This is a genomic window from Bacteroidota bacterium (genome assembly GCA_041658205.1).
Lineage (GTDB): Bacteria > Bacteroidota > Ignavibacteria > UBA10030 > UBA8401 > UBA8401.
Genome location: JBBAAO010000001.1, coordinates 1431680 through 1452564, shown reverse-complemented (window position 1 = coordinate 1452564; position 20885 = coordinate 1431680). Strand labels below are relative to the sequence as shown.

The 20885-nt window shown below is 38.5% G+C and carries 21 protein-coding genes; 2 read left to right on the top strand and 19 right to left on the bottom strand.

The window, feature by feature from the left end:
* Positions 1 to 12: 12 nt before the first annotated feature.
* From ribD to xseA, 5 genes are all read right to left on the bottom strand, one after another.
* Positions 13 to 1104: a bifunctional diaminohydroxyphosphoribosylaminopyrimidine deaminase/5-amino-6-(5-phosphoribosylamino)uracil reductase RibD gene (gene ribD / locus WDA22_06015; protein ID MFA5833015.1), complete on the bottom strand. Its 1092-nt coding sequence runs from the start codon at positions 1102 to 1104 to the stop codon at positions 13 to 15.
* 69 nt (positions 1105 to 1173) lie between these two features.
* Positions 1174 to 2196 (bottom strand): Gfo/Idh/MocA family oxidoreductase, encoded by a 1023-nt coding sequence (locus WDA22_06010; GenBank protein MFA5833014.1) that lies wholly within the window; start codon positions 2194 to 2196, stop codon positions 1174 to 1176.
* On the bottom strand, positions 2193 to 4133 hold the full coding sequence (dxs, locus tag WDA22_06005) for a 1-deoxy-D-xylulose-5-phosphate synthase (protein ID MFA5833013.1): 1941 nt from the start codon (positions 4131 to 4133) through the stop codon (positions 2193 to 2195). Before dxs ends, WDA22_06010 begins: the two co-directional genes overlap by 4 nt.
* Positions 4133 to 4366 carry an exodeoxyribonuclease VII small subunit gene (locus tag WDA22_06000; GenBank protein ID MFA5833012.1) on the bottom strand — a complete coding sequence of 78 codons (234 nt, stop codon included), beginning with the start codon at positions 4364 to 4366 and terminating at the stop codon, positions 4133 to 4135. Before WDA22_06000 ends, dxs begins: the two co-directional genes overlap by 1 nt.
* Positions 4366 to 5562, bottom strand: a complete 1197-nt coding sequence (gene xseA / locus WDA22_05995) for an exodeoxyribonuclease VII large subunit (protein ID MFA5833011.1) — start codon at positions 5560 to 5562, stop codon at positions 4366 to 4368. Before xseA ends, WDA22_06000 begins: the two co-directional genes overlap by 1 nt.
* A gap of 62 nt (positions 5563 to 5624) precedes the next feature.
* On the opposite strand from xseA, the gene bshB1 reads away from it, so the two are divergent.
* Positions 5625 to 6344: a bacillithiol biosynthesis deacetylase BshB1 gene (bshB1, locus tag WDA22_05990; protein ID MFA5833010.1), complete on the top strand. Its 720-nt coding sequence runs from the start codon at positions 5625 to 5627 to the stop codon at positions 6342 to 6344.
* Positions 6345 to 6352: 8 nt separating this feature from the next.
* Positions 6353 to 6976 carry a Fe-S-containing protein gene (locus WDA22_05985; protein ID MFA5833009.1) on the top strand — a complete coding sequence of 208 codons (624 nt, stop codon included), beginning with the start codon at positions 6353 to 6355 and terminating at the stop codon, positions 6974 to 6976.
* A gap of 52 nt (positions 6977 to 7028) precedes the next feature.
* Here WDA22_05985 and ccsA read toward each other — a convergent pair whose 3' ends face one another.
* The 14 genes from ccsA to WDA22_05915 all read right to left on the bottom strand — a co-directional run bounded on the left by ccsA (position 7029) and on the right by WDA22_05915 (position 20884).
* Complete coding sequence (gene ccsA / locus WDA22_05980) at positions 7029 to 9341, bottom strand: cytochrome c biogenesis protein CcsA (protein ID MFA5833008.1); 2313 nt, start codon at positions 9339 to 9341, stop codon at positions 7029 to 7031.
* Between the two features lie 7 nt (positions 9342 to 9348).
* Positions 9349 to 9738, bottom strand: a complete 390-nt coding sequence (locus tag WDA22_05975; protein MFA5833007.1) for a cytochrome c maturation protein CcmE — start codon at positions 9736 to 9738, stop codon at positions 9349 to 9351.
* Positions 9739 to 9749: 11 nt separating this feature from the next.
* Positions 9750 to 9881, bottom strand: coding sequence for a CcmD family protein (locus WDA22_05970; GenBank protein ID MFA5833006.1), 132 nt, complete (start codon positions 9879 to 9881; stop codon positions 9750 to 9752).
* A 9-nt stretch (positions 9882 to 9890) separates the two neighbouring features.
* On the bottom strand, positions 9891 to 10607 hold the full coding sequence (locus WDA22_05965) for a cytochrome c biogenesis protein (protein ID MFA5833005.1): 717 nt from the start codon (positions 10605 to 10607) through the stop codon (positions 9891 to 9893).
* A 6-nt stretch (positions 10608 to 10613) separates the two neighbouring features.
* Positions 10614 to 11282 carry a heme exporter protein CcmB gene (locus WDA22_05960; GenBank protein ID MFA5833004.1) on the bottom strand — a complete coding sequence of 223 codons (669 nt, stop codon included), beginning with the start codon at positions 11280 to 11282 and terminating at the stop codon, positions 10614 to 10616.
* 16 nt (positions 11283 to 11298) lie between these two features.
* Positions 11299 to 11931 (bottom strand): ATP-binding cassette domain-containing protein, encoded by a 633-nt coding sequence (locus tag WDA22_05955; protein MFA5833003.1) that lies wholly within the window; start codon positions 11929 to 11931, stop codon positions 11299 to 11301.
* On the bottom strand, positions 11928 to 13508 hold the full coding sequence (locus WDA22_05950; GenBank protein MFA5833002.1) for an MXAN_6640 family putative metalloprotease: 1581 nt from the start codon (positions 13506 to 13508) through the stop codon (positions 11928 to 11930). Before WDA22_05950 ends, WDA22_05955 begins: the two co-directional genes overlap by 4 nt.
* Positions 13492 to 15666 (bottom strand): VCBS repeat-containing protein, encoded by a 2175-nt coding sequence (locus tag WDA22_05945; GenBank protein ID MFA5833001.1) that lies wholly within the window; start codon positions 15664 to 15666, stop codon positions 13492 to 13494. The genes WDA22_05950 and WDA22_05945 overlap by 17 nt, the downstream gene beginning before the upstream one ends.
* A gap of 68 nt (positions 15667 to 15734) precedes the next feature.
* On the bottom strand, positions 15735 to 16214 hold the full coding sequence (locus WDA22_05940; protein ID MFA5833000.1) for an acyl-CoA thioesterase: 480 nt from the start codon (positions 16212 to 16214) through the stop codon (positions 15735 to 15737).
* Positions 16211 to 17014 carry an outer membrane protein assembly factor BamD gene (gene bamD / locus WDA22_05935; GenBank protein MFA5832999.1) on the bottom strand — a complete coding sequence of 268 codons (804 nt, stop codon included), beginning with the start codon at positions 17012 to 17014 and terminating at the stop codon, positions 16211 to 16213. Before bamD ends, WDA22_05940 begins: the two co-directional genes overlap by 4 nt.
* Position 17015: 1 nt before the next feature.
* A complete protein-coding gene (locus WDA22_05930) occupies positions 17016 to 18080 on the bottom strand; it encodes a CapA family protein (protein MFA5832998.1) in 1065 nt (354 codons plus the stop codon).
* Between the two features lie 15 nt (positions 18081 to 18095).
* On the bottom strand, positions 18096 to 18710 hold the full coding sequence (locus WDA22_05925) for a hypothetical protein (GenBank protein MFA5832997.1): 615 nt from the start codon (positions 18708 to 18710) through the stop codon (positions 18096 to 18098).
* On the bottom strand, positions 18710 to 19990 hold the full coding sequence (locus WDA22_05920) for a Glu/Leu/Phe/Val dehydrogenase (GenBank protein ID MFA5832996.1): 1281 nt from the start codon (positions 19988 to 19990) through the stop codon (positions 18710 to 18712). The genes WDA22_05925 and WDA22_05920 overlap by 1 nt, the downstream gene beginning before the upstream one ends.
* A gap of 42 nt (positions 19991 to 20032) precedes the next feature.
* Positions 20033 to 20884: a nitrilase-related carbon-nitrogen hydrolase gene (locus tag WDA22_05915; protein ID MFA5832995.1), complete on the bottom strand. Its 852-nt coding sequence runs from the start codon at positions 20882 to 20884 to the stop codon at positions 20033 to 20035.
* Position 20885: the final 1 nt, after the last annotated feature.

Below are 20885 nucleotides of genomic sequence, written 5' to 3'. Positions count from 1 at the left end.
TGATATGAAACGTCATGGATACTCTACCGTATATTCCCGAAACCTGTCAGTTCCGAAATATTTATCTAAAATAAGTTTCTTTTTATAAGATACCGAAATATTTCCGAAAGTTTTTACGCCATCTTCATATTTCTTCTTTGCTTCAAAAATATACATTTTATTAACACAACGAGCATCCATAAATTGAGTAAATATTCTCTGACCACCCTCTACGAATACAGATCCTATTTTTCTTTTATGTAAATCTTGCAGAATATCAGCAATATTTAATATTCCATGGTGACTCTTTAGAGAAATTATTTCAATACCTTTTCGCTTCAAATATTTTCTTTTGGAAATATCTTTAACGGCGCTCTGTTTTAATGTATACAAGATTGTCTTTGCTTCACTATTAAATATTCTGCTCGTTATTGGAACAGAAAAATGTCCATCAACAATAACGCGGACAGGGTTTGGTCTTTTAATCCCTCGCACTGTTAATAAAGGATCATCTTGAATGACTGTATTTGCACCTACAAGAATTGCATCATATTCACTCCGAAGTCGGTGAACATGTTTTCTGGATTGAAGATTCGTAATCCATTTACCTTTACCATTGTGCTGAGCGATAAACCCGTCTGAGGTTTGCGCAGCCTTTAGTGCAACAAACGGCTTATTTCGCAGAATATGAATAATAAATTTTTCATTCAATGCATTGGCTTGTTTTCTTAAAATCCCGCCGATAACCTTAATGCCATGTTCTTTCAGTTTCTTAATGCTTTTGCCTGCAACGAGTGGATTTGGATCGTCCATCGCCACCACAACTCGCGAAAAACCATGTCTTATAATCGCATCAACACATGGCGGAGTCTTTCCATAATGAAAACATGGTTCCAAATTTATATAGATAGTTGCTCCAAAAAGATCTTGCTTCTTTTGTAACGCGTCTCTTATGGCATTGATCTCTGCGTGTGGATCCCCAAACTGTTCATGATATCCTTCACCAATTTTAGAACCATTTTTGACAATAACTGCTCCAACGAGTGGATTAGGGCTGACAAATCCCATTCCTCGTTTTGCAAGGATCAAACAACGGTTCATCCAATATTCATCATCACGAATCATAGACACAAATAAAAAAGACATCACGAAAAATGAAATTCGCGATGTCTTATCTTCAAAACGTTCAAAGGATTATTTAAAAGTGATTTCTTTGCCTTTAACGGCAGAAGTGTAAATTGCATCAACAATCTTCATTCGCAGGACAGCTTCCTGTGCTGTTGAAATAACAGGATGTATTCCACGTACGGAACCAACGAAATGTTTTAATTCGTTTTCATAAGATTTTTTTAAAGCATTTTGCGAAGTGTCGGTCTTTAACGGAGTGACATTGACGACACTTCCGTGCATTTCCTTGTGGATTGTTAAAGGGTTAATTTTGCCGCTACCTTGTTCACCATAAATATTACAGTAGTAGAGTTCATTTTCTATATGAAAATTCCAGCTGACTTCAATCGTAATCGTTGTACCATTTTTCATGGTGATATATGCAACAGATGAATCTTCCACTTTAGTTTTATGAGAATAATTCATTGCATTAACTCGCGATACTTCCGGATATCCTGTCATCCACATTGCAAGGTCGAGCATTACAATACCCATATCCAGAATTACACCGCCACCGGACATCTCTTTTTGTGAGAACCAAGTTCCTTCGGAGGAAGGTTTCTTCAACCATCCGGCTTTTGCATAGAAAATTTTTCCCAGTTCACTGTTTTCAATAAAACTGCGCAACATCATGGTGTCAGGTCTAAATCGATGATTCATTCCAACCATAATTTTTCGTTTATTCTTTTTTGCTGATTCTGCTATGGCAATAGCTTCCGTCAGTTTACGCGCAATCGGTTTCTCCACGAATACATCGCATTTCGTTTCCAAACTTGCGATGGAAACTTCTTTATGAACATCTGTGGAGGTGCAAATATCAACAGCGTGAAGGTCTTCATTCTTCAACATCTCTTGATAATCGGTGTAAAAATGTTTTATCCCGTATTTTTCGGCAATTGCACGTGCACGATTTTTGTCTCTGTCGCATACGCATGCAATTTCAACATCCGGCAATTTCGATAAGATTGGAAGATGAAATACTTGAGCGATCCATCCTAATCCGACAATGCCGATTCTCGCTTTTTCAATTTTTCCTTCGGCTGAGCTCATTGTGCCTTTCTTCCCGGAAGTATTGTTTGTTGTGCGTGTTGTGAATGAAATTCTTTTACTACCGAGGCTATACCAGATGCATCAAGTTTGGTGATTTGTAACAGTTCAGTAGGAGTCCCATGTGTTACATATCCATCTGATAGACCGTGAATTTTGATATTCAGATGTGTCTTATTCATATTCGCCAACGCTTCAACAACTGCGGAACCAAATCCTCCAATAACACTATTTTCTTCAACTGTGACAATATTGGTGAACCGTTGAGATATATTTTCAAGAAGATCCAGGTCAAGCGGTTTTACAAAACGCATGTTAACAACTTCAGCCAATATGCCATCTTTTTCCAATAATTCGGCTGCTTTTAAGGATTGAGCTACCATAGTTCCAATCGCAAGGATTGCAACATCCTGTCCTGTGCGAACAGTTTCTGATTTTCCAATAATCAATTTTTCAAATTTTGGTTTCAATGCAATTCCAAGGGAATTCCCCCGCGGGTATCGGATGGCTACAGGGCAGTTTCGTTGTTCAACGGCAGTATATAACATGTCGCGCAATTCATTTTCATCTTTAGGAGCCATAATGATCATATTTGGAACACACCGTAGGTAGGATAAATCCAACGCACCATGATGAGTAGGCCCATCGGCACCCACAAGGCCTGCTCGGTCTAAAACGAAAACAACATGAAGATCCTGAAGTGAAACGTCATGAATGATTTGATCAAAAGCTCGTTGTAAAAAAGTCGAATAAATTGCAACCACCGGAATATATCCTTCGGTTGCCATACCTGCCGCAAATGTTACCGCATGCTGTTCTGCAATTCCTACATCAAAGAAACGTTCAGGTATTGCTTGTTGTAAAATATCAAGTCCGGTTCCATCGGGCATAGCAGCGGTAATTCCTACGACCTTTGGGTTTTCTTTGCAGATCTCCACAAGTGCATTTCCAAAGATTTTTGTATACGCTGCGGGTGCTGAAGATTTAGGAGAAATTCCGGTTTCTTTATCAAACGGTGTAACACCATGCAATTTAGCTGCATCTCTTTCAGCCGGTTCATACCCTTTCCCTTTTTCTGTATTGATGTGCAACAGAATAGGGCCTTTTAATTCTTTTACATGCTCAAGGATTTCCACTAATTTGACGACATTATGTCCATTAAATGGACCAAAGTAACGGAAACCCATTGCTTCGAACATCATTCCCGGCGTAACGACTGCTTTAACACCTCTCTCAAGTTTTCCTGCAACACTTCGTAAACGATCACCGAACGTATCCAACTTTCCTGTAAGATCCCATACATTCGCTTTAAATTTATTGTATGTAGGATGTGTTAACGCTTCAGAGAAATAATTATGCAGCGACCAGAGCGTAGGGTTATTTGCTGAGAGAGAAACCATTTTATTATCACTCAGAACTACAATCATATCTTTTTTCAGAATGCCGGCATTATTCAGTGCTTCATATGCCATACCTCCTGTTAAAGAACCGTCACCAACGATTGCAACGACCTTAAAATCTTTTTTAGCAAAATCTCTTGCAGTAGCCATTCCTAAAGCTGCTGAGATAGCGGTATTGGCATGGCCGCCACCAAAAGTATCATACTCACTTTCATCACGTCGTAAAAATCCGCTTAAACCTCCTTTTTGTCGGATGGTATGAAGTCTATTTTTTCGACCAGTGAGAATTTTATGAGGATATGCTTGATGTCCAGTATCCCAAACTAGTTTATCGATGGGTGTATTGAAGACATAATGAAGCGCTACTGTTAATTCAACTGCTCCCAATCCTGCACCGAGATGTCCTCCAGTTTTAGAAACAGAATCCACCAAAAATTCACGCACTTCAGAACAGACAGTGCGTAAGGAAGAGACGTCAAGTTTCCGAAGATCGTCCGGTGTATCGATAAAAGGTAAAAATTTTGATTCTGATGATTCCATTACTCTTCAAAGTCCGTCAATTGTAGTTTTCCGTTAAGATCTTTTGATAATTGTTTGATTCGTATTTCAGCTTTGTTCAGAGTCTCCATACATTCTTTGGAAAGAACAATTCCCTCTTCAAACATCGATAAGGATTCTTCAAGAGAGACATCTCCCTGCTCTAGCAGTAATACTATTTTTTCCAATCGGGCCAGGGATTGTTCAAAAGAATGTTTTACTTCCTTCTTTGCCATTACTTTCTCTTTCCTATAATTTCAATTTCAGCAATACCGTCGTAGAATTCTATTGTGCCGGGCTTTGATATCTTCGCTTCCTTCAACCCTGCTATGACTGTATTCTCTTGTCGAATGATCGTGTATCCCCGTTTCAGCACAGATTTTGGGTTCAGAGAATTGATCCTTGCTGAAAGCGTTTGAGAATGTTGCTTTGTCATTTGAAAATTATGGACAAGATTTTGTTCAAGTCTGCGGTGTAACTCATCTATCTGCTGGCTTCGTTGGCGAATCAAATCATTTGGCTTATTAAACGAATAACTTTGCGTTAGATGTGCGATCGTTTGTTTATGTGAATGCACTGTATTTATTACTGAATTGTTTATAGTATAGCAAAAATTGCGTATAAGTTCAACGACCTCACTCTTGTCCTTCACAACAAGTTCAGCTGCCGCAGAAGGTGTCGGAGCTCGTAAATCAGCAACAAAATCACAGATACTAAAATCTATTTCGTGACCTACGGCGCTGACGACAGGAATTTTTGATGAAAAAATCGCTCTGGCAACAATTTCTTCATTAAAAGCCCAAAGATCTTCTAATGATCCTCCTCCTCTGCCGACAATCATGACATCAACAAGGTGTTGTCGGTTGAGATCTTCCACAGCTTGAGCTATTTCTTCAGCAGCTCCTATTCCCTGCACTTTTACAGCGACAAAAATTACTTCGACTGCGGGAAATCTTCGTGTTAAAACAGAGATCATATCTCGAATCGCGGCACCGGTTGGCGATGTAACGATTCCTATCTTTTGGGGATACGCAGGAATTGGTTTCTTATGTTCACTGTCGAATAATCCTTCCTCAAGAAGTCGTTGTTTCAATTGCTCAAATGCAATTTGCAATTCACCTTTGCCGAGAGGTTGAATTTGTTGACAATCAATTTGATAGCTGCCGCGAGGTTCGTACAGAGTGATGTTTCCTCGAATCATTACTTTCATTCCATCTTGCGGGCGAAATAACAGTTGACCGGCTCTGCTTTTCCACATGACTGCCGAGATTTGAGCCTGTTCGTCTTTTAAGGTAAAATATAAATGTCCGGATGAGTGCAATTTGAAATTCGAGATCTCTCCTTGAATCCAAACTTGTGTAAACCCAAGTTCTAAGACCCCTTTAATCTGGCGAGTCAATTCAGTTACCGTAAGTATTTTCTTATCACTCATAGATTAAATATAACGAAAGAGTGCGAATAAGAAAAACCTTCATTATATTGAAAATAAAAACTATGAAGCTAGACGTACTCGCAATTGGAGCTCACCCGGATGATATTGAATTATCATGCTCGGCAACTGTTGCAAAATTAATCAAACAGGGAAAAAAGGTTGGAATCCTTGACCTTACAGAAGGAGAACTTGGAACGCGTGGAAGCCGTGCAATCAGAAAGAAAGAAGCTGAGACTGCCACAAAAATTCTCGGTGTTCCTACAAGAATGAATCTTGGATTTCCTGACGGTAACATTGAAGTCAATCAAACAAATATTAAGAAAATAATTCAGATTATACGATTCTATCAGCCAAGTATCCTTCTATTTCCACATTGGCTTGAACGGCATCCAGATCATGAACATACTCACCGATTGTGTAGAGAAGCATGGTTTTACAGTGGTTTGGAAAAGATATCGACGAATTATCAAGGCAAAAGACAGGCGCCATTCCGCCCCAAAAAATATTTTCATTTTATGCAAAAATATGAATTCCCACCGACATTCATTGTAGACGTTTCAGACGTTTATGAAACAAAAATTAAATCGCTTATGGCATTTGAATCACAATTCTATAACCCAAAAAGCAAAGAACGAGAAACAATTCTTTCTTCCAGATTATTTTTAGAATCAATTTATGCTCGGGACAGGCACTTTGGATCGCATATTAATGTTGAATATGGTGAGCCATTTTTTAGTATTGAACCACTTGGTTTTAATTCATTTTTTGACGTGTTGATATAGGAGATTTCATGACGTGCCCTCACTGCGGTTCACAACAACTTAGCAATGCTATTGTCTGTTTACAATGCGGCAAGACATTGGTGGTAGTTGAACAATCAAAACAACAAAAGTATATCAAACTGGTCTCAGCCGGAATACTCGCATTAGTCCTCGTTTTAGGAATTACCTATTTTTTTAATACGATCAATCGGACGTATCATCCGGTGATAGATCATCAACCATCCGTTGGATATGGAGTTTCCGCTGCATCGGGAAAAATCATGAGTAATAAAATGTCAGCAACCATGGATGGTAATGATATTATTATTCCGTCTGATGTGGTTTTGAATTACCGAATTGTTCGAGTGAACGATCCTGAAGGGATACAAACAGTGCCAATTTTGCTCTATGTGACACCTCGCGGAAAAGTTGTCACTGCAATGAGCATTAGCGAATCATGCAGATCAAATGATTTTTATCTTGACGGTAATGATATCCATTGTGCTAATTGTCCATCCTATTGGAATATGGAAAGTCTTGAAGCATATGCCTGTTGTCAAAAATATTATCCCGAACCGATTCCAAGTAAGATTGTTGCAGGACAAATTCGGATCGATAAGAATCTCGTACAGCAATGGAGAACCCGTCTTTAAAAACAAAAAAGCCGGCAATCAGCCGGCCTTATTGTTTTTCTACTCATACAAATTACTTCTTCATTACTTCTTGTACTCGTCGCACGATGGTAATAAGAAATCCTCCGATCAATGCAAACGTTCCAATCCAGACTAAATTGATATACGGTTTAATACTGGCTTCAACAACAAGTGTTTCGGCTTTAGGTGCTTTCGATACTGATTCTCCGTGCAATCCCTTTACCTCTAATGTTACACTCGCTTCTTCATCATTTTTACTTGGATTCATTCCTTTAATGAGAAAGGATATATCGGTATTGGGGAGGGTGGCTTCAGCAAATGTCGGCTGTCCCCCTTTATTGGACATCGTTGGGTGAACAATGTCCTTTTTCCCATTCCTTGTCACTTCAATATTCATCACTAAATAATTCCCTTTTTCTTTCGATTGGGTGAATGAATAGTCTAAATATTGTATTTTCATCCCTTCAAAAGTTTCAGTTTTTCCTTTGGTCAATGTCAGCGAATGATCATCCCCTGACTCTTCCGGAACTTCCAAAGATAGCGGAGAGACATAAAAATCTTTTGTAATCATATTGACGATATCAGGATTTCGAATGAGAGATCCTTCTTCACTTTCTTTAAACATAACGGGTGTAACGACAAATTTACTTCCATCTTTTTCGACTTCAACATTAAATCCAAAACGACCACGCTCCATCGGCTGATAACCGACATATTTTATTTTATATCCAAGCGCTTCCACTTCTTTCCCTTGTTCTAAATTTAATGTTTTAACGCTATCATATTTTGCTGATGCTACAAATCCCAGGAACATAATCGCTATACCTATATGTGCCAGCGCACCTCCCGCCATTTTGGGATTTCCTTGCACAATCTTAAAACCGACGATCGTGTTAGTGAATAATGCAAATGCCGAAGCAAAAATAAAGATAATCATAGCAACATGCGTTGCACCCATCAAAAAAGTAACAATTGTAAATATCGTTGCCAGAGATAACGGTGCTATGAGTTGTTTTAACAAAGCATCCGTTCTTGAACTCTGCCACCATAATAATTGACCGATGCCAGCAAGCAAGGCTATAGCAATACCTAACGGAAGCGTCGTTGTAATATAAAACGAAGGATCGACCGCAGAAATTTTTCCTTTAAGAATATTCGTAATAATCGGAGATGAGGTTCCTATAACAATAAAAATAGAGGCAAATACGAGAGATGATGCGCCAAGAAATAATGCAAATTCACGTGACACAAGTGTGTGTTGCACAGGTACGACAGGCATTTCTTTCCATCGTTTGAAGAGTAATCCAAATCCGAGTGCAGTAAATAATCCTATCACAAGCAATAACAGCCAATACACCCACATGCCGGGGTCAACAAATGAATGAACTGATGTTTCACCAAGAACACCGCTTCTTGTGAGGAATGTTGAATAGAGCACCAGCAGAAAACAAAACATACTCAATACAAAATTGGTCTTAATGTATGTCCCATTTTTTCGTTGAGCAAGCATCGTATGAATGGATGCAACACATACTAACCAAGGAACCAATGAAGAATTTTCTACCGGATCCCATCCCCAGTATCCACCCCATCCAAGTGTTTCGTATGCCCAATATCCGCCGAGAATAATTCCGGTACCAAGCATCATTGCGCCAAAAACAGTCCAAGGTGTTGCAACACGAATCCAACTGACATAATCTTTCTTCATCATACCGGCTACTGCATACGCAAATGGAATTGACATAGAAGTGAAACCGCTAAATAGTATCTGCGGATGAATGACCATCCAGTAATTCTGCAGTAATGCATTCAACCCCTTCCCTTCCAATGGTATTTGAGCCCACAGTCCTCGTGCTTGGTCTACCCAAATAAAGTTCGTTGTTGTACTTGGAATTTCACCAACATGAAGAAGTTCTGTGGAGAACTGTTCCCATATTGGTTTGAAGGGATTCTTTACGACAAGCATCAAAATTAAAAACGAAAAGATCGCAGAAAACACAGCCATGAATTCCGCTTCATATCCTCTCTTCGCTGTATAGCGAAGTAATACCAATCCAATAATGCCGGTATACAAAGCCCATAACATAAAGCTTCCTTCCTGGCCGGCATAAAACGTTGAGATTAATAATGAAAGAGGGAGATCTGTGGAACTATAATTCCAAACATAATAGTACTGGAATTGATGAGTCAGTATAAAGTATAACAGCAGCACCGACGCAGCAACAATACTTGCAACGGCAAGTTCATAAAATAACCGTGCAAACTTTTTCACCTGCTCCGAGGCATTCTTATGAACAATAAAGTAGAATACCGTAGATAGGATCGATGACGCAAATGCAATTTTGATTATTGCAGCACCAAACATGAATACCTCATAATGTTTTCTTTACAGCTTCGCCGTCGCCTTCATATTTTGAAGGGCATTTTGTCAGCAGTTCATTGGCATGAAAGTATCCATCCTTAAAACGACCTTTAGCAACAACTTCTGTGGCAATATCAAAATTATTTGGTTTTGCACCATCGAGAACAACTTTCACTTCTTGTTCATTATCATCAACCATATAAAATGTAAATTGCGCTTTAGAAGCATCAAATGAGGATTCTTTTTCTTTCACCCATTTTCCTTTTACCTGTACTTTTTTGTTGACCGTCTGAGCTTTGGAAAAATCCATATACTCAATATTGCTTTCGATAAATGTGGATGCGCCGAATATCAATGCTCCAACAATAATAATGCTTGCCACCACTACTTTTAGATTCATATACTCTCCTATTATTTCTTAATTTGTTCTTCAAGTTTTTTAATTTTCAGATCGAGTTTAAATAAATATCCTAAAAAACCAAACCAGATCGCAAGGATAACGACCAGAACGACGTACATTTGATTTTGTTCAAAAAATTCCATGAATATTCCTTATAAATTAGTGTCTGTAAAGTGTTGAACTTGACGCTCGATTCTCATTAGGCGGACTTTTATCGTATACATCCAAAAATATAATACCGTAAATCCGGCTAATGATCCTAAAAATACCAACAGCATGTTCGTTGCCATTTTAAACTCCAACACAGGTCCTTTCCCTTGTTCATCTCCTAGCGATCCGGGATGAAGTCCTGACATAATTCTTGGCATCACAAAAATAAAAAAAGGAACGGTAACACCGGCAATGATTGAATAGACAGATGATAATGTTGCCCTGCGTTCCTCTTCATCGATAGCTGAACGCAAAACGAAATATGCTCCGTAGATCAATAACAAAATAAAGATCGATGTTTGACGAGGATCCCAATTCCAAAATGAGCCCCAGTTGAACTTCGCCCAGATTGCACCGGTTACAGTGGCCAGGACGCATAATAATAGACCTAAACTTGCCGAAGAAACCGATCGAAGATCATAGTCGATGTCTTTTTTACGAAGATATATTATGCCATAGATCATCGACATAACAAATGCAACAACGGTAGCCCACGAAATTGGAACATGGAAAATAATATTCCGCGCTTTTTCTTCCAATCCCGGAATAAACGGAAACTGATACCACGTTTCAGGAACTCTCACCATTGGGAACGCTATTCCTGCGATAATAATTCCTGTTAACCAAACAGAAACTGCAATTTTGAGCCACATTTTCATATTGTTTTAATCTTTCCAAACGAAATCGAATACTAAGAATGAAGTAGCGATCATCACCACTGTGAATGACAATAAGATCTGAAATTCTTTCAGTGCTTCAGAGATAAAGGCTCCTTCTGTTGAAAGTTTTGTAGCATTAATACATGTAAGCAAAAGCGGTAATAATATCGGAAAGGCAAGAACCGGAAAAAGAGTCCCTTTTGTGTTTGCTTTTGCGATGATTGCTGCAAGAATTGTCGAAGCACTTGCGAGCCCTGCACTTCCAAGAACAATTGTAATCCAAAAAATGTTGGTCGATTTGACAGTGAATTCTGTGATAAACAACAAATAACAAGCGGCAATAATAATGGAAAGAAAAAGTATCAGAATGAAATTATACACTAACTTTCCAATGTACACCGAACTTGAATTTACTAATAGCCGTAAAGTCATAGATGTTCCACGTTCTTCTTCGGCAACAAACGTGCGGGAAAGGCCGGACATGGCGCTAAAAAAAATCACAATCCATAATGTTCCAGAAAGAACATCATTCGAAGGTGATTCTGCGCCAATAGAAAACAGAATTATTGAAAGCGTCGTCACCACAAACATCAGCAAAGCATTTAATGCATACCGAGTCCGAAACTCGGAAACGAATTCTTTGATAAAAATGTGATAAGAGGTTGTAAGAGTCATTTTATAGCGTAACTAATTATTTGCCATTCTCAACCGAAAACACTGTATCAGCATATTGAAGATCGTCTTTGTCGTTCGTTGCAAAGATTAATGATCCGTATTGCTTTTGCAGCATCATAAATTTTCGGACAGCTTCAATTCCATACTGATCAAGATTCGAAGATGGTTCATCTAAGACCAATAACAACGGCTCGTGTAATAATGCCGCACAATATTTTAATCGTTGTTTCATTCCCGATGAAAAATAGCGGACTTCTTTTTTTCGATGTTCATAAATACCGAATTCATTCAGCAACATCATCGCACGGTCGCTGCTCTTTATCCCTAAGTTTCTGACCTTCGATATAAACGATAGATTCTCTTCTGCAGAAAATTCTTCGTACATATTTAAATACGGCGAAACTAAACCGATATAAGGATAATAATCAGGATACTGAACGGTTGAACCATTCACCGTAAATTCAACTATCCCCTTTGATGGTGATAACACACCACAAAGTATCTTTACCAATGTTGATTTGCCGGAACCATTTTTTCCCGTTATTGCAAATGAAACACCTTCTGTGAAAGAAAATGAGATATTTTCCAGAATCTTTTTACGATTATATAATTTAGTAATATTTTCGGACTTAAAGGTCAGTTTTTTCATCTAATTATTGCAAATTTTCCTTTGATAACAGAAGAACCCTTCGCCAAAATATACAAATATATACCTGACGACACTATATTCCCTTTGTTATCTCTTCCTTTCCATTCCGCATATTGTGTGCCAGAAAACGTAGTATATTTGGCAGTATTTGAAAAAACAAGATCCATAGTTGAGGCTGAAACAATAGATAGTGTTGCATCGCTTAATGCACCAATACCGTCAAGAGAAATCAAAAAAGAAGAAGTCGATGGGTTAAAAGGATTTGGGAAACAAGATCCAAACGACTTATTCCCTACCGAAATGTAAGACCAAAATTGCGGTTCTGATGGGGTAAATGCAGCAAAGATAGATTTGGAAACTGAAGGAAAACCGCTTGATGAAGAAGAGGTGTAAGAAAGTTTTGCTGATAATGATTGTTGTCCAACTCCAATGCCGTCTTGGTAGTGTGTGTTAGAAATAATAAAAAACGATGAATCGTTTGCGACACTTATTTTATAATAATTTGACGCAAAGCTTTCTGAAATTACCATGTGATCTTGTATCACTGATGTTGCAACGAGAGAATTGGACAGTGCAACAGAGGGAAGAATTTTTGCATCAGAATAATATCGAATAGAATCTGCGCGATGAGCAGTGAAAAAATTCCAATATGAAAAATCGGAATATTCTCGTTGAATGGATGTGGAATATTTATTCAGGGCGGCATTTAAAGCTGGAACTGGCTGTTGAAGTTTCATTTCATTCCAGATCTCTTTCATAATAGAGGTTCCATATTTCTTCATCAAGAACATTCCCCATATTGCCCTTTCGTATCCCGGATAATTGCTCTGCGAACGAATAAACAAGGGAACTGAAGAGATATTTTTAAAATACGTACGAACATCGAAGATATAGTCTTTTGCCTCATTAAAGACAGTGTTTTCCATTGCTTCGGCACATATTTCGTAAAAATAGAATTGGTCCGATTCCCAAACACCAGATCCTCCCACTTGTATCGCATGATGAAATTCGTGCGCCGTGGTTGCTAAAATTGCTTGGACGCCTTTTGTTCTGTACCCTGCACCAAAATCGTTGTCGATTCGAATATAGGTTGCATATTGTTGATTGGTTTTTGTTGGACCAACAGGAAAATCGGTTTCAATAATAGTTTCACCAAACAAACCTTGACTTAATTCCAACACGTAAAAATCAAATTCGTTTCCGTTTCCTCGTCCGCTGTCTTTGGGTGGTTCAGTAAATCCATACGAGTCGATTTCAGCATGCCACACGGAGTCCAGAATTACTGAGAGTGTGTCAATAAATTTTTTTGAAGAATTGGCAACACGATTTCCCGCAGCGTCAACCATTGCGGGGGTATTACTCCCGGATGTGTCATAATGAATTCGGATTTTTTGATTCTTCGTCACGATACTTTTTTGAAGAATAGGACGCGTGACAACCGGTAGTTCAATCTGTTGTATTTTCGCTTGCGTAATGAGTTGAACTTGCCTATAGGTTCCGCATTTCTCTCCCGGTTCTTGAGCGAAAAGTAGTGCAGAAAAGAAAATTACTGTTAGGATATTAATGCGCATTCCCATAAATCAATGTTATCGTATGGCCTGAAGGATGAGTATAAGCAATGTCTGCGGCATTGTCTCCGTTAAAATCACCGCAGCGAAATACAGAATCGTTTGGAAGATCTGCAATTGTTACCGAAGAATAAAATTTTCCATTCCCTTTTCCTCGATACAATAGTAATTCGCCTGACATTTTATCGGCAAAGAGAATATCCAGAATTCCGTCATTATTAAAGTCGTATGTCTGAATTTGTTCTGTCATTTTTACGGAAAGCGAATCAAGAATAGTTTCAAATTGTTCGAACGTGTTGTCTTTCTTTCCTAACGATAAACGAAGTGAATTACTTGGAGAAGTATATAACAAACAATCTTTAATTTGGTCACCGTTAACATCCTCTAAATAAATAATCGCACGTTTAATGATCGAATCTATCAAAACAGTTGAATATACTTTCCCCTTAAAGTTTCCGCTAGAATCGTTTAATGTGATTCCTAAAAGATTGTTTTGTGTATCAATATTACTGTATACGTATAGAAGATCCGTTTTACCGTCATTGTTAAGATCGTTGATTGTTGAAAATATTATTTTTGAAGGAATGATCGGGACAAGGCTTCTTGTCAGAAAACGCGTCCCTTTTACCTGTTGATAAAAAACAATAGAATTCGTCCCCGATGGCATAAATGCATACAAAGATATTCCTTTTTCCATATAGGAAACATCGGGAAGAACAGTAATTGGTTTTTCAGGAAGTGAAATAGAAAATTGTTCTACAACTCCGGTTAATGTGGATAAAGTATCTTTCTCTTTTCGAAGAGTAATCAATGAGATTTTTGGATTCTCTTGATGAATAGAATACAGTGTGATGGTTGAATCTGTTTTTGCGTAGAGAGAAACAGCGACAGGTTTATCAGGTGTTTCAAGAGATATCTGACCCGAAAAATATTTATTGTCAGCCATCAATACAGATATGGTCGCAGATTCATAATTGGTTATAACAAGATCATCTTTCGAATTACCGTCAAGATCTTGCACAAAGAGATTGTTCGGTTTCAATCCTACCGCAAAGGATATTTCACTTTCATTCGAAACAAAATCGGTCTGAGAGTTCCAACAAATGCTATATTCATTGTTATGCTCTGAAAAAAGAATGATGTCTGTTAAGCCATCTCCATTGATATCTCCCGGCAAAATAGAAGAGGACATCGTTTCGGTGCCGAAGATCATTTCGTCAAAAAAATTTCCATTACTCTCACTTAAAAATAAGGAAAAGATCTTTGATTGTTCATCAATCAATACGATATCTGTTGATGAAGGAGTGTGAAAGGCTCCCCATTCAATTCGTGAAGGTGCATGATACATGGGAAGTGCTCGTGAAAAAGAAAAATTTCCTAGTCCATCACCTTCAAGAATTTGAAGTGTCCTATCTTTTGTTGAAGTGACAGCAACATCAGCAAGTTGATCGTTATTAAAATCGGAAAACAGCGTGTGTACACTGTCTTCACCAAATGAAAGAACCGTCTGTTCGCTAAATTTAAGCTTCCTCAATCCAAGATATAAAATGGTTTCATTGCTTAGCCAATTATGTAGTGCAATATCAATGACGTTGTCCCCATTGATCGTAATCAGGGAAACATTGCTCACTGAAATATTCTCGAAGAGAGATTTTACAGGATAAAATATTCCGTTTCCTTTCGCCTGAAGAAAACTTATACCCGATGAAAGTATACCGTAACTCATGATATCGGGAATGTTATCATTATTAAGATCTCCGATAGTGGCTTTCTCCGGATAAAAATTTACAGGATAAAATGATTGTCTATACGTTGAATCGGACTGTTTGCTGATCAACACCTCCAATTGATTTCCTTCACGATGGACAATTACGATGTCGTCGATACCATCATTATTAACATTTCCTACAGTTATAGAAGAGACGGCTGTTGAACGAGCAATCGTTTTCCCCCGTTCGAATTTACCAAAACCATCATTTTTCAGTATAAAGAATGTTGATGAATCAACATCATACGATAGAACGTCAGGAAATCGAAGCGAGGAAAAATGTATGAATACCGGGTGAACTACTTGAAATGGAAGAGTAAACTGTTGAACGATACTAATAGAATTAATTGAATGAAGTTGTGCAATTGAACAGATTGGGAAAAAAAAGTTTAACACCATAGACAGAACGATAACTGCTGCAGTATTTAAGCAAAAATTCCCCTTTTTTGCATTCACAATTGTAAGATTTAGTTGAGTATTTTTTTCCTGCGTGACAAACGAAGGTCTCTGCGGTGAAGTGCATCGTCAAAACGCCTTTGTTCTTCTTCAGACGCAATTGTTACCTGTGGTACCTGAATCGGTTTACTATTTTCATCTAACGCTACAAACGTAAGGTATGCAGTATTCGCGTGCTTTATGTTTCCTGTTAAAAGATTTTCTGAAAGGACTTTGACTCCTACTTCCATCGATGTTCGAAAGACTCTGTTGATAGAAGCAAGTAATGTAACGACTTCGCCGATCTTAATAGGATGAAGAAAATTGAGATCATCCACCGACGCAGTGACACAGATTCTTTTTGAATGACGTGCCGCAGCAATAGCTGCCACAAGATCAATCCAATGCATTAACTGTCCACCCAGTAAATTACCTAACTGGTTAGTATCATTTGGCAGAACCAACTGAGTCATGCCCGCCTGATGTTGTTGCAATGGAAGTTCTGCACTCATTCAGATATGCTCAATTGACGTTTCTGTTGGTCTTCATCATATTCAAGTTTATCCGCATCAATTTCCTTTTGTAACTCATCGATCTCTTTGAGAAGATCGGTTGCAGGGAATTTCGTAACTAACTCAACGAGTGTTTGATTTGCGCCGGAAAAATCCTTCCGTTCATTTTGACATTTTGCTTTCCAAAACATTCCATCATCTACATACGGCGAATCGTGGTAATCTTGAATTAATTTGTCAAAATAAGAGACGGCCGCTTTGTAATATTCCATTCTGTAGTATAACTTTCCGCCATCGAACATTTTTTTCGACAATTTTAAAGTCAATTCTTCAATTTTTCTTTCAGCGTCTTGTACTAAACTATCCGTGGGTGAAAATTCTATATAAGTTTGAAAGTTATCAAGAGCATAACGCGTATATTTTTGATCCAATTGTGATTTTGGGGAGAGTTGATAATACGATTCAGCTCTCTTATACCGTGCAGCAGGTGCAAACGGACTTCCAGGCATTAATCTTACCAGATTATCATATTCTGCGGCAGCGAGAATAAACTCTTCTCTGCGAAATCGGCATTCGGCAAGATAGTATTGTGCGTCATCGCCAAATTCACTTCCTTGAAATTGCACAGTGATAATTTTAAAATCTTCAATTGCTTCAAGATAATCATCATTGTCAAACATCGCTTTCGCTCTGACAAAATGTTCTTCGACCGGAAGAATAATGATTTCTTCTGATGATGAGCAAGAAATAATGTATAGGGAAAGAAAAATTGTTACAATAAAAGAAAAAGCTTTTCTCACGTTAATTCCAATATGATGATAGATCAATATTTGATAATTTTTGTGTCCGTTGGATCAACTTACTGCGCTCTGTAGAATCCTTCAACCGTTCTGTTCGCATAGAAACATTTACCGGTAGAAGTTTTGTTATTTGAATGTTTGTTACGCTATCTTTTTTCTCAATGAGAAATTTTACTCCATAACTCCGCTGTGTCCAATAATGCTGCGGCTGAAAAAAAACAAAATTTCCTAAAGAATGAACGATGAAACTCTTCCCTCTTTTTGCAATGCCGTGTGTTACATGCGGGTGATGTCCTAGAAAGATATCTACTCCATGATCTGCAGACCAATTAGCAAAATCTTTCACTTTTTGTACAGGTCGATCAATATATTCAACACCGCCGTGATAACTCATGATAACAACATCCACCGAATCTTTCACTGAAGTAATTTCTTTCAATAATCGAACTGTATCCGGTGTGGCAAGATAATTTCGCCAGTCTTTAAACGTCATGTTGACGAAGGCTGATACAGCAAAGATAGCGAATTTTATCTTGTTTTTCTCGAAAATCAACGGTCGAAACAGATTTTCCTTCCGTTTAGACGTTCCTACGAACGGAATGTTCGAATGTTGAAGGCGATCGATTGTCTCTTCCAGTGCGGCAATACCATAGTCCAATGCATGATTATTTGCCGTTGAGACGATATCAATTCCCGATTGCTGCAACGTGGCAATGGCTTCGGGCGGAGCGGTGAAAATCAAATTGAATTTTGGATGCCCCGTCTCTCCTTTTTGATCAGAGATTTGGCTTTCCAAGTTGGCAAAAACGATATCTGCAGAGTCCTGTGAAATGGAATATCGTTCGAAAGGATATTGAGGACTAATTTTTAGAATTTTTTGACCAACGGTTCGACCTAAATTCACATCTCCAAAAGCGAGAAACTGAACAGAGTAGGTTGTGTCAATTTTTCCTCCAACGATAGGAATTGATATCTTCCGTTCGATGGACAACAAGATAACTTCTGCAATGATGAGAAGCGTAACAGCAGTAATTCCAAAAATTGCTTTTGAATAATTGTTTTTCAATGATGTTGTCGGGAATTAACTTCGAATGGTAAAGAAAAGATAAATCGCGACACCTGATGCGATTGTCACAATTGCAGGTTCCAAAATTGAATCGAAGAATGAAAGGGTCGGCACTCGATTTTTTGTCAATGGAATTGATCCGTCGTGTAACTGTTCTATCTCTGAATATAGTACCGTATCTACAAACGATGATGAAAATGCTTTGGACCAGAGTACTTTACCATTCATGTGAGAAATAAGAGATGCAACTATGCTGAAAGCAACCGTTCTCTCTGTTTTTCGTGAACCCAAAAAAGAATCGGTAAACAGCTCACTATATAAAACAGACGACTCCCGAACGGTTAGTTCGAGAGTCGTCTCGGAAGAATCTTTCTCCACAAACAGAGGAATGTTCCGTGAAACTAATCCTTGAATGAATTGAGTTTGAAAATATGTCGTATTCTGATCATTCGTGGATAGTAATCTCACTGAATGAAATTGCTGCAACTCCATTGACGCAACAGCTTGCATTGTTGAATCGCAAAGTCGAAACAATATCTCACGATCTGAATGAGAAGGTTCATTTCCCGTCGCAGAACACATTGAAAATATTACCAGTATCACCGTTATGTTCCGCAACAATTTGTTCATTATGCGTAGATTCCGCGAATCTTTAATGTTCTTGCAACTCTATCGATTGCGACAATATATGCACCAATACGGAGCGGTACTTGGTGTTTTGCTGCTGTTTCATACACATTATCAAATGATGCTTTCATCATTCGTTCCAATCTACGATTGACGCGATCCAGCGACCAGAAATATCCAACGCGATCCTGTACCCATTCAAAATAGGATACGGTAACTCCGCCGGCATTTGCTAAAATATCTGGAATAACGATAATTCCGCGATCATTCAAAATTGGATCAGCTTTTGCCGTCGTAGGTCCGTTGGCACCCTCGGAAATGATCTTTGCTTTAATTTTTGAAGCATTGGCTGGAGTGATCTGATCTTCTTTTGCAGCCGGAATCAATACATCGCAGTCAAGTTCCAATACTTCTGATTGTGTAATCTTCTCAGCTCCGTCAAAACCGCCAAGCGTTTTATTTTTCGCAACATGTTCAAGTGCTTTTTCAACATCAATACCACGCTTATTGAAATATCCACCGGTTATATCAGAAAGGCCAACAACTTTGCAGCCTTGCATTTTCATCAACTGAGCAGAAATTGAACCGACATTTCCGAATCCTTGAACTACAACGGAAGTATCTTTCGGTTTCATCCCCAATTTTTCCATTGCGCCGAGTGTTACAATCATCACACCTCTGCCGGTTGCTTCGCGGCGACCAAGTGATCCGCCGATGAGCAACGGTTTGCCAGTAACTACACCGCTGACCGTTTTCCGCATGTGCATGGAATATGTGTCCATCAGCCATGCCATTGTCTGTTCATTCGTTCCCATATCAGGTGCAGGAATATCTTTGTCATCACCAAATACGTCCATCATATTTGCTGTGTAACGCCGTGTAATTTTTTCCAATTCAACTTGAGTAAGTTTTGTCGGATCGCATCTCACTCCCCCCTTCGCACCACCGAATGGAACATTCAACAACGCGCATTTCCATGTCATCCATGCCGCCAATGCTTTCACTTCATCGATATGAACATCTGGTGCATATCTGATGCCTCCTTTCGACGGTCCGAGAATGTCATTGTGAATGACACGGTGACCTTCAAAAATTTCCACTTGTCCGTTGTCCATTTGAATAGGGATGGAAACAGTAACTTGTTTAACAGGTGTCTTTAAATATTCATACACCCCTTTTTCCAATTGTAAAATTTCTGCCGCTTTATCAAAGCGCTGCATCATTGATTCAAATGGATTGTCGTGATCAAGAACCGGTCCCGGTTCTTTATATTCAGTGGTCATACAATTGCCTCGTTAATTAGTTTATGATTGCAAAAATACTCACTAAGAGTTTCGTTTCAAAGAGTTTTTTAGCTGGTGGATAGTAAATTCCGGTGAATCATCGATGAAATGTCGTGAAAACCTGCGGGCCCTCCGAATCTCATTATCATCAATTGTTGCAGTGACTAAATCTTCTTCAAATAACTTCCCGTTCACAATTGCATCTCCATTCGGGCCAACAATCTGTGAACCACCCCAAAAATTCACTCCATCTTCAATTCCGACTCTGTTTGCAAATACGACATAGGTGGAAAGAAGTCGGGCATATGCTCGATGTTGTTCATGATTCACGGAAGCACTGGTGAGTTCTTCTGATGATCCTGATAGTCGGGTTGGGCTTGCTGTTAAACTGATGATAATATTGGCTCCGTCATGTGCCAAAATATACGGAAGAGCCATGTGCCACATATCCTCACAGATGAGAATGCCAAGTTTTCCATATTTCGAATCGAAGACAGAGACTTCTTTTCCTTGACTGAAATATCGCATCTCTTCAAACATTCCGTATGTCGGCGGGTAATTTTTTCGGTGAGCACTATAGATTTTTCCATCTTCAAATACAAAGGCGGAATTGTAGATGCCAAAATTCTTTGCTTCCTCAACAGCGCCGGCTATAATGGTGATCTGCTTGGAAAGTTTTAACAGTTCGGAAAAATATTTGTTTGGTTCTGCTCGTAATGCAAGATCCCAATTCAAATCTTTCACGGAATAACCTGTCAGACTTAATTCGGGGAAGACGATGATATTAATTTTTTTAGCAATAGCTTTTTTTACATAGGAAACATGATGGGCAATATTTTTTTCAAGATTACCAACGGTTGAATCAATCTGTGCTACAGCAATGGTATATTTCATA